Below are 7,956 nucleotides of genomic sequence, written 5' to 3'. Positions count from 1 at the left end.
GCGGTAAGCGGTAAGCGGTAAGCGGTAAGCGGTAAGCGGTAAGCGGTAAGCGGTAAGCGGTAAGCGGTAAGCGGTAAGCGGTAAGCGGTAAGCGGTAAGCGGTAAGCCAAAAATCTACTCAATTCAGATTTTATGTCAACACTTAAAAAGCACTCGGGCCGCTTAAAACTTACAGCTTATGACTTATAGCTCTAATTATAACTTATAGCTTCAAATCAATTCATCAAACAAATCAAATAACTTATCTAGCTCTGCGATGGTGTTATAGTGCATGCAACCAATGCGCACCACGCCGCCAGTATCCAATACACCCAATTGCTTGCATAAGCCTTGCGCGTAGAAGTTACCATCCCACACACATACATGTTGCTTACCTAAAAACTCAGACACCTGACGTGGCTCAAGCCCTGCAAAGGTTAACGCAAAAGTTGGGGTACGTTCAGCTAAACGATCTAAATCATCAATACCAAATAGTTTAATCTTAGGATAGTTAACTAATCGAGTAAGGAAGTACTCACTTAAAGCCATTTCATGTTGTTTAGTTTTTGCAAAAGCAGAAGCTAATTTATCGCGGCGTGAATAGCTACCATCAAGCTCACTAATATCTGCAATGTAGTCAACAGCTGCAATTAAACCTGCGAGTGCTTCAAAGCTTTGTGTGCCGGTTTCCCAGCGCCCAGGGATAACGTCCTTTGCCGGTTCTACTTTGTATGGTGTGAATCCTTCAAGGTGCTCACGCTTTGCGTAAACCATGCCTAAGTGAGGACCAAAGAATTTATAAGCCGAACATGCTAGAAAGTCGCAATCAAGTGCTTGAACATCAATCAGCTCATGTGGCGCATAATGCACAGCATCTACATACACTAAAGCACCTACGCTATGAGCCATTTCAACAATACGTTTAATGTCGTTAATCGAGCCGGTAGTGTTTGATGCATAAGTAACGGCTACTAATTTGGTTTTAGTACTCAGTAAGCTGGCAAAATGCGCTAAATCTAAGCTGCAATCAGCTTCGTTAATCAATACAGTATTAACCTTTACGCCTTTATCTTCAGCAGCTTGTTGCCAAGAGGATACGTTTGAGAAGTGATCTGCATTGGTCACGATAATCTCATCACCCGCTTGCCAATCACGAGAAATCGCACGGCTAAAGCTAAAAGTAAGGCTAGTCATATTCGCACCGAATACAATTTGATCGCGCGATGGGGAATTAAGTAAATCAGCAGCCGCTTGGCGCGCATCAGCCATTAACTCAACGGTTTTTTCACTCGAAAAAAATGCACCGCCTAAATTCGAGTTGTAATAACCTAAATAAGCCGACATTGCACTCAAAACAGGCTGTGGTACTTGTGAGCCACCCGGGCCATCTAAAAATATTGGTGACTTACCAGCTACTTGCTGCATTAGGGCCGGAAATTGGCGGCGTAATTGTGTTAAGTTCATTGCTATTCCTTAAGCTGTCAGTACGAAGCAGTCAAGATAACCCGCTTTTGTGTCATCAATTTTATTCATCGGTGTTGCGTTATGCCACACTTCACGGTCATTAATTAATGCAAACATACCGTCTTTAATTTCCATTTTAAAACAAGGCTCAGCTTGCTTATTTTCATACACCAACAACTCACCACCTTCTAAGTTTTCGTGAGATACACCACAAATACAAACGTGATCAAAGCCATCTTGATGAATACCTTCTGGCGCAGGCGGCGTATCACTTTCAATAGCAAGCATACGAAATTGATGAATTTCAATATCACGCTCTTCGTCTATCCCGGTAATGGCACGAAACTCATTGACGATACTTTTCATCCCTTCGCTTGCCAATAAACTCGGCTCTAAATTTTCGTAAGTGCGCTCAACATTACCTTGGAAAGTATTGATTGAATCATCTTGTACAAAGGCTTTCGTGGCTTGTAAAACAAGTTCATCGTTTTGCACTTTAATTACTGAGTAACGGCGTTTACGAAACGCACCATCGGCATACGGATTAGCCGGAAGATTGGCAAATGACGGCTTAACAGCCTCAATATGAGCTTGGTTTACAAAGCGAAGTTGTAATAGGTTCTGGTTGTTTAATGCTGTCATAAAATCTCACCTAAAAATAAGAGGATTAACTCATAAATAATGAAGGGATTTTAATGCAAATAGAGAGGATTTTTTGCGTCTTTACTTGATTAAAGCAAGGTTAAAGTAGAATTTTAAGATCTAAAATATCATCATAATGAAATTTTAATCTAACAACAAAATAACCGATTGAATTTCTATTTATAAACATCAATAACGAAAACACTTAAAGCGTCCAATCAACCTCATATTTATTTTGCAACCTTCAACTATGTTTTGGTCAAATAATCCACGACTCAGAGTAAGTTAACTACAACTTCGTTAAAAATCAAACTGAACTTCCCCCAGCTTTCACTGAGTGTAAAAGCAAAAACCAGTCAGTGTAACTGACTGGTTTTATAAATAAACGGAAGATTAGATTTATAAAAAACTAATTAGTAGTCTCAATAAACTCCACTTCGATATCACAACCTTCAACAATTGGCCCAACCTCGTAGTATGAAGGTAAACTATCCTGCTCATATAGCATTCCATCACAGCCAGTTATTTTCTCTATTTCATGACCTACAATTGGATATAAATTTATCTTCACGATTTCATTATCTTTCAGAAGTAATCTATTTACATCAACACCGCCGCTACCTATAGTGTTGATAATGACTGGGTAACTAATACTATATTCGATATTTACATAGCCATCATCACGTATTTTCGTTAGATAATTTATTGCCTCATAAGAAAGAGGGGTCCAATTAAACTTTAAAAATGCGTACTTTTCATTAATTGATTCTAAACCTTCAATTGAGGATATCCAGCTATTATCCGCTTCAATTACTTCGAGATTTTGATTCCCAGAAACATCGAGATGCGATATATAGCTTTCTTCTAACTCTAAAATTTTCAAGTTAACAAACTGGCTAATATCAAGCTCTGTAATCATAGTATCAGAGATGTCAAAAGTTATTAACTGTTCAGGTTTTGATACTAATATTTTATTTATATCACTTATCGGATTTCCCTTTAAGTACAAGTGAGTAAGGTTGTTCAGACCTTCAGTATTAAACGACCTTAAACCTGAATATGTAAAGTATAGCTTTTCAACCGTCGGAAACTGTTGATTCTTTATTAAACGCGGGTTCAATTGACTTATATTAAGTGCTTTAAGGTTAGGAAGAGCAGAAAAATCCATCCCAGCCAAATCATATGTTTCACTTATATCTAAATATTCTAAACTTATATTCTGAGTTAAGTCTAGAAATTCTAAAAGTACATTTTGTAAACGTAAATCTTTTAAGTTAGAAAGGTTGCTAACATCTAGTCGTGTAATTGGATTTGAGTTAAGTATCAACGTTTCTAACTTCAAATTCTGACTCAAATCTATACTCTGTAATCTATTAGACGCTAGGTTCAGCTCTTTCAAATTAATAAATGAAGATGTGTCGAAAAAAGATAAATCACTGAAATCTAGTGCCAAACTCTCAATCATGCTAGGATCTGCAACGATTAAAGACTGAATTGAGCTTCCTCGAAGATGAATATTCTTTAACGTCGGGATAAAAGAAAAATCAATTGTTCCACCAAGACTTAAGCGACTCAAACCAATCGTTTCTAAATTGGGAAATAAAGCAAGTCCTTCTAACGAGTAAATCGGACTATACTCATGCCATATACAATGTAATTCATCCACCTCATGTAGCTCTTCAAACATACCTTTATTAACGCATTTAGCCAAATTTGGGTCAGTAATACCAGCTAGTGTTGCTAAAGGTATAATCTTTACAAACTCAATCTCAATCCCACAACTGTCACTTATTGGACCAACAGTAAGCGTGTTATCAACCATATCATCCAGAGAAGTGTTACAGCCAGAAATGCCACTCACTTTATAGCCTTCGTTTGGAGTGATAGTTATCCTTTCGACTTCTCCTTCAAAGGTTATAACCTTACTTTTATCTACACTTCCATTTTCAGAATGATTCACTGTAATTTCGAAATAATGGTCTGAAAGATGTATATTCGAATATAAATTTTCATCAATTAATTCATAGAAGTAATTCATAATATTGTCAGAAAAAACATTATGTCTAAAATCGAGAAATGCTTCTTTATCAGTTATATTCTCAATACCTTCGATGACTGAAAGTAAAGTTTTTCTTGCCCATACAACAGTGAGTTCTTCATTTTTAGAAAAATCAATTGAGGTAATAGGGTTCCCACTCAGATTCAATATATGTAATTCATTTGAATTGGATATATTTATTTTTTCAAGGTCATTATAAGCAACAGAAAGATATTCAACATCTTTCAACATGTTAGCATCTATAGCCTTGAGGTTATTTTGCCTCAGGTCTAGGTATGTTATTTTATTATCCTCAGGTATATTGATACTAGATAAACCATTGAATTGTAAAACTAAATAATTTAAATTTTCAAATGGGGCTATATCAAAGTCACTAAGAGGATAAAAAGTGTAAAATAAACTTTCAATACCATATAACTCAGACCAATCAATCTTATTGTAATCAACACCTGAAGCTATAAATACCTTCAAGCTAGATAAATTCGAAAAATCCAGATTAATTACATTAGTCCAACTTATATCTAACTTATTTAGTTTAGTTAAGTCACTAAAGTCAACGTCTGTTATTTTTGAAGAAGAAATGTCAAGGTTTTCTAGTTCAAATAAGCCTGTCAAATCTACATTATTCAACTTAACACCAGCAATATTCAGGGCTTTTAAGCTTAGTTTATCGCTGATATCTAGTGAGCTAATATCAGTCCATGCTAAATCAAGGTCATTTAAGTCATGTAATGTAGAAATTTCTATTTCTTTAAGTGGGTTACTGCTCAAATTTAATTCTTTAAGGCCTGTAAAACTTGAAAGCTCTAAAGAACTAACATTTTGCTCTGTTAATTTCAATATAAGGATATTTTCGGGCTTAAATACTTTAACTGATTCTATCTCCCCTCCACCATTAAGGGCGAGTATTTCTAATTTTTCAAATTCAGATAACTCTACATGCGAGCCAACATTTAAGTTGTATAAATATAACTTTTCAAGATTTTCCAAAGACGTAAGACCATCTAAAGATCTTATTTCTGTGGAAGGGAAACATACAAATTCCTTCACACTCTCCAAAGTTACACCCACTCCTAAGTTATTGAAACATTTTGCCAACTCAGGATCCTTAATTTTTGCTTGTTCTGCCAGTGAAATACGTGATTTAAACTTAGCTATAATTTCACAGTTATCACTACCAGCTTTAGCTATATAGTAATTACCATCCACGTAACCTTCACACCCTGTAATGCTATCAACTTCATAACCCTCAGCTGGCAGTATTTCAAACCCAACTTTTTGATACAAAAATGACGCTTGTGATGCGGGTGAAATTTCACCATTGCCACTTGAGTTAGCAGTAAGGGTAACTTTAGGGCGCTTTGGTAAGTAAGTAATTTGTGACGCAGCATTACACGTGCCACCATCTTGATAATGGCAAACTACAATGCTGCCGGTATCTGATGAAACAAGTTCAAGATGCCACGTTTCACCATTTCAGTCATAGCTTAATACACCGTCATTAAAGGTTGCGCCGGTGTAAGTCTGCCCCTCTAACTCAACAACGTATGTTACGTTATCGTTTTCGTCATATTCAGTATAAATTCTATCTGTTTGGCCATCTGCTGAATAAAACTCTGTGTAATTCTCTAATAGCTCTTCGGTGAATGCGCTGTAGGTTAAGTCTTTGCTGTATTCATAAACTAATATTGCACCGCTTTGAGACCTAATCTCACCATTTGGTAAGTAGTAATTTAGAGTGCGCTTAATGTAATACAGGTTACCAACAATACTGATGAACTCATGAATCATTTCACTTTCAAGGTAACAACTTGCATCAAAGCCTTCACATGAAGTAACAACTTCATTGTTATAAATGAAACGCTTACGTGTAAACTGACCATCATTTAAATGCCCCAGCCAATCAGTGATGCCTAGGCCGATCATCGTTGTGCCATCGTTATGAATATTTAAATCATACGATTGAGATGTGCCGATAAAGCCATGCCAACGACCAATTAAATCTTCATTCGTAGTCGATACCGCTTGTTTTTTGATTAATAGCCCCGTTAGGGTGTCACTCGGCTTATCAAAACTCGTATCAAGACCAACTAATTGATAGCCGCCACTTAATGCTTTTGTAAACCAAAGCTCTAGCTGCCCTGTTTCGCCGCCGTCATCATAGTTAACAATTAAGCTATGGCTGTTTAGCTGCCAAGTAAACGCTTCACTACCATCAACAACGCCTGTACCGTCAGCATAAAATTGCAGGGTTTCAGGTAGGTTGGGATCGTAGCTAGTATCAAAATCATTATCTTGTACATGAAATGCCCACTCACCTACCAGCTGTTCAGCTAATAATGAAATGGTTTTATTTTTATATATTAGATTCGTCGTATATGTTTCATCATCTTCAGTCGTCATTGTAACTGAACCGGTGTTGCTATTAACAACCGTTCGCTCTGTTGAACGCGTCACTTCGATGGTTCTAAACACATCGTTTTCAGCCAATACAGTAAAGCTGAATCCAGTTAAAACTACAGACTCTGAACTTTCTGCATCTGAATTTTGATAAATCGTAACTTTTTCAGCAAAGTCTAATGTATAAACGCCTGCATTTTCTACCCAAGAGATCGCACTACTGGTATTAGAGCTAAACTGCCCACTACCATCAGCCATTAAGCTAAGGTGGTATGCTGTATTGGTATGATAACGAGGTGAGTTAATAATATAATTACCCTCGAGCGTACCTGTTGCGCCTGTTACGAGATCATCATCTTCTTTAATTTCTTTTTTGGTTTTTTCGATGATTTCAGGATCTTTCTCTATCACTTCTTCTTCAAACTGCTTCGCGACTTGTTCATTCGCAACAAGCTCCAGCGTGCTATTAACACCTTCAGGCAATGAATACTCAGGATTATCAACAACAATCTTAATAAGTGTTGCTAGCTGAATCTTCTCATCCGCATCGACATTTAACAGTGCGCTATTAAGCTCTTCTTCACTCGTAGGCTCTGTACCGTCACGTGTTAAAAGTGCAAATTCAGCAGTGGTAACATTAGTGATATTGACACCAAAATTATCATTACTATCAAGCGTATTATCCTCGCCCGCTTGTGCTAAAAGCTTTTCAACTGAACTTAGCTGCGATACAAACTCAACACCTGGGTTTAAGGCATCTAATCCTTTCGCTTTTACTCTTACCAACTTTTTAGTTGATGACTCATCGATATTTAAAACCGCTGTATAACGACCACTATCATTTGCTTGAACCTGGAAAGATTCACCACCAACAACAATTTCAAGTTCAGCATTTGCAATTGGCTCATCAGTAACCAGTCCTGTTATGGTTACATTGGATACTTTACGCTTGATGAGCACCGCTTGAGAGGATGATGCTGAAGCGCCATCATTATCAGTAACCGTTACAGTAAAATTAACCGTAATGTCTTCACTGATATCGGGGGAAGTAAAGCTCACTTCAGCACTGGAAAGACCATCACTGATAAAATCAAAGCTCGCATCGTGGCTCCAACTATATGACGAAATTTCACCATCAGTATCATTTGCTGTCGCATTAAGCGTGAATGTTTCTTGTTCTATTTGTTCATCTGCAGCCGTTAGTGTAACTGTTGGGCTTTGGTTAACTGGGTCAACAGGTTTTGGCGTTGTACTACCGTTATCATCACCTCCGCCTCCACAGCCAGTTAAAAATAGTGCACTGGCGAGTAAGCCTATGCGTAGCTTTGTTTCAAAAAAACCCATTTTATTCCCCTTTTAAATGGATACTATTGAGGGAGCTGTGTTTAAATCATTTCCCTTTAATAATTTAA

Annotated in this window: 4 protein-coding genes; all 4 read right to left on the bottom strand. The window is 37.1% G+C overall.

The window, feature by feature from the left end; translation table 11 throughout:
* Positions 1 to 210: 210 nt before the first annotated feature.
* The 4 genes from ENH88_RS01265 to ENH88_RS01250 all read right to left on the bottom strand — a co-directional run bounded on the left by ENH88_RS01265 (position 211) and on the right by ENH88_RS01250 (position 7,888).
* Positions 211 to 1,443, bottom strand: a complete 1,233-nt coding sequence (locus tag ENH88_RS01265; RefSeq protein ID WP_304178635.1) for a cysteine desulfurase-like protein — start codon at positions 1,441 to 1,443, stop codon at positions 211 to 213.
* Between the two features lie 9 nt (positions 1,444 to 1,452).
* Positions 1,453 to 2,085: a 2OG-Fe dioxygenase family protein gene (locus tag ENH88_RS01260; protein ID WP_304178632.1), complete on the bottom strand. Its 633-nt coding sequence runs from the start codon at positions 2,083 to 2,085 to the stop codon at positions 1,453 to 1,455.
* A 409-nt stretch (positions 2,086 to 2,494) separates the two neighbouring features.
* A complete protein-coding gene (locus tag ENH88_RS01255; protein ID WP_304178629.1) occupies positions 2,495 to 5,431 on the bottom strand; it encodes an InlB B-repeat-containing protein in 2,937 nt (978 codons plus the stop codon).
* Between the two features lie 189 nt (positions 5,432 to 5,620).
* A complete protein-coding gene (locus ENH88_RS01250) occupies positions 5,621 to 7,888 on the bottom strand; it encodes a PKD domain-containing protein (protein WP_304178627.1) in 2,268 nt (755 codons plus the stop codon).
* Between the last annotated feature and the right edge of the window lie 68 nt (positions 7,889 to 7,956).

Origin of the sequence: Pseudoalteromonas prydzensis, from assembly GCF_011050055.1 — a bacterium.
GTDB lineage: Bacteria > Pseudomonadota > Gammaproteobacteria > Enterobacterales > Alteromonadaceae > Pseudoalteromonas > Pseudoalteromonas prydzensis_A.
The sequence above is the reverse complement of the archived record's forward strand: the minus strand, read 5'-3'. Positions and strand labels throughout refer to the sequence as shown.

Bases quoted from the DNA above. Each gene is read 5' to 3' on its own strand.
- ENH88_RS01265 (WP_304178635.1), bottom strand. From the start codon at position 1,443: ATGAACTTAACACAATTACGCCGCCAATTTCCGGCCCTAATGCAGCAA.
- ENH88_RS01260 (WP_304178632.1), bottom strand. From the start codon at position 2,085: ATGACAGCATTAAACAACCAGAACCTATTACAACTTCGCTTTGTAAAC.
- ENH88_RS01250 (WP_304178627.1), bottom strand. From the start codon at position 7,888: ATGGGTTTTTTTGAAACAAAGCTACGCATAGGCTTACTCGCCAGTGCA.